This is a genomic window from Microbacterium sp. Bi128, assembly GCF_918698205.1.
This window is the reverse complement of the sequence record NZ_CAKKMM010000623.1, coordinates 1-2,844: the sequence shown is the minus strand read 5'-3', so window position 1 is coordinate 2,844 and position 2,844 is coordinate 1. Positions and strand designations below refer to the sequence as shown.

Sequence of the window (2,844 nt, the reverse complement as noted above, 5' to 3'; positions counted from 1 at the left end):
GGTGACGCGGGACCAGAAGGAGGGCCGTCCTTCCCTGCGGCGGCGTCGGGGCGCGTCTCGGTGTCAGTCGTTGGGGATTCGATAAAGGTCATGGTGCGCTCCTGGTGAGGTGGGGCAGGGATGCCGGGACGGCCGGGCCATACGGGACGGAGAAGGTGTGCGTTCCGGGCCCGACGACGGCCCCCGCCCGGCCGGGCAGGCGGACTTCGGCGCTGGTGCCGGCCGGGACGACGGCGTTCAGGGTCAGCTCGCCGTCGTCGATCCGCCAGCTGGCGGCAACCAGGCCCTGGGGGCCGCGGTGGGATGTGCTGGCGGATGAGAGGCCGGCGCCCGGGCGCGGTTCGATGATGATTTGTTCGTAGGCCGCGCTCCCCGGCGCCTGCCGGAGTCCGGCGGTGTAGCGGTGTAGGAAGGACACCACGGCGCCCTTGCTGTAGTGGTTCAGGGACTGCTGCGCTGTGCCGTCCGGGCCGATGCCGTTCCAGGCTTCCCACATGGTGGTCGCGCCGCGGTCCACCATCACCAGCCAAGACGGTTCGGTGTCCTGCATGAGCAGCTCATAGGCCAGGTCAAGGTGGCCGTTGTCGGCAAGGACCGGCAACAGGTCTGCGGTGGCGAGGAACCCGGTGCCCAGGTGGGTGCCGGCGTCCCGGATGAGGCCGGCCAGTTGCGCCGCGACCGCCGGCCGGTGCTCGTCGGCGACAAGGCCGAAGGCGAGTGCCCGGACACAGTTTGCCTGGCTGGCGTCGAACAGTTGCCCGGTGTCATTGACGTATTCGCGGGCCCAGGCGTCGCGGACATTGGCGGACAGCTCTGCCAGGGCGGCGGCCTCCGTGTCCTTGCCCAGGACGGCGGCGATCCCGGCCATGATGGCGGAGGAGTGCCGGTAGTAGGCGGTGGCCACGATGCCGTGGTCGGCGGACCTGGCCGCGAACAGGTCCGGTTCCGGCCCGTCGGGTTCGAGCCATTCACCCCAGTGGAAGCCGGTGTCCCAGAGGAACTGCTCGTGTGGTTCCGGCGTGGGTCGGGTGGCGGCCCGGGCCGGGTGCCGGCCGTGAACGGCCGTGCTGCGGATGAACCCGAGCCAGCGGTTCATGGCCTCCCAGTTCTGTTCCAGGATGGCCGTGTCACCCGTGGCCCGGTAGATCTCCCACGGCACCAGGACGATCGCGTCTCCCCAGCCGGCCGAGCCGTTGACAAAGGCCATGTGATCGGCCGCGGTGGCGTCCGGGCCCGGCGACGGCGAAATGTTGACGACCACTCCGTTGTCCCACTGATCAGCCCGGACATCGTTGAGCCACTTCCGGGAGAAGCCGGCAACGTCGAAGAGGTAGGCCTCGGTGGGCACGAACACCTGCCAGTCCCCGGTCCAGCCGGCTTTCTCCCGCTGCGGGCAGTCCGTGGGGACCTCGCAGGCGTTGCCTCGGAAGCTACACTCGACGATCCCGTGCAGCGTGTTGAGCCGGTCATCGCTGCAGCTGAACGTGCCCAGGCGTTCGAGGTCGGTCTGGACCATCCGGCCCACGAGATCCCCCGGTTCCAGCGGGTCCGCCAGCCCGCGGACCGAAACGTACCGGAAGCCGTGCGTCGTGTGGCGCGGCTCGAAAATTTCGCCGGGCGCGCCGGAGGACACCACGGAGTCGATCTGCCCGGCGGACAGGAACTGGCCCGGGTTGCGGAAATCGTGCGGCCGCAGGTGCTCCTGCGTGACCTCGCCCGCGTCGTCCAGGGCTTCGCCGTACACCAGCGTCACGGCGTGGCCCGGGGCGCCGAGCCGGGTCAGGCGCACCCAGCCGTTGATGTTCTGGCCCAGGTCCACCACCTGGTGGCCGCTGGCCAGCCCGGTGACGGACACCGGGGCGATGTCCTCCACGGCGCGGGTGGGCGGTGCGACGGGACCCGTCAGGGTTTCGCAGCTGCCGTCACGGAGCACAGCGTGCCCGCGACGGTTTCCGGAGCGAACGCCTGCGGCACGGAAGTCGACACGCTGCCCGGCCATGAGGTCCGCGCTGACAATTTCGGACGGTTCCACCAGCCAGGTGTCATCGGTCCCGACCACCGTCCGACCCGCCGCGGATGCCAGCTCGATCTGTACCAGCAGCGCCGTCGTGGTTCCGTACATGTCGGCGTCGCGCGTGTACCCGAACGTGCCGCGGTACCAGCCGTCGGTGAGGACGCCCGTGACGGTGTTGCTGCCGGTCTGCAGCAGCGTTCCGACGTCGAACGTCTGGACTTGCAGGGTGCTGTGGTAGCTCGTGGAGCCCGGGGTGAGCTCCTGGTCGCCTACCCGGTGGCCGTTGATGAAGAGCTCGTAGATCCCGTGGGCGGTGGCGTACGCCCGGGCCGAGTCCGGGACCGCGTCCAGCTCGAAAGTGGTGGACAGTGCGTAGCCCGGGCGCTCGCCGGCCGCGGGGATGGCGGCCTCGCGCGGGCCGATCCATTGTGCGGCCCAGTCGGCGGGGTGCAGCAGGCCCAGTTCGACCGGCATCGGGTCCGCCCACCTTGAGGCTGACTCGCTGCCGTCCGCGGCGAGGTCCCAGGTCCGCACGGTCCATTCAAAGTGGTCCCGGGAGCCCAGCGCCGGGCCGCCGTAGGGCACCAGGCGGTGGGTTCCCGATTCCACCCGGCCGGTGTCCCAGCCGTTGCTGGCGGTGATCTGGTAGGCGCTCTGCCGCACCGTCCCCTCCGGCGGGGTCCAGCTGAGCCGGGGACGGGTGGTGGTGATGCCGAAGGCCCCGCTGAGGTGCTCAACGCGCAGGTGTGTGGGCTGGTTCACGGCTGCCTACCTCGTCCCGTCGAGGGCGGGGACTGACGCCGCCGGCCTGACGGAGGCCGCGAGGGGTC

At 70.6% G+C, this 2,844-nt stretch carries 1 protein-coding gene; it reads right to left on the bottom strand.

What is annotated here, in order from left to right:
* Positions 1 to 88 precede the first annotated feature (88 nt).
* On the bottom strand, positions 89 to 2,776 hold the full coding sequence (locus LQV45_RS23905; RefSeq protein ID WP_230009118.1) for an alpha-L-rhamnosidase: 2,688 nt from the start codon (positions 2,774 to 2,776) through the stop codon (positions 89 to 91).
* Positions 2,777 to 2,844 lie beyond the last annotated feature (68 nt).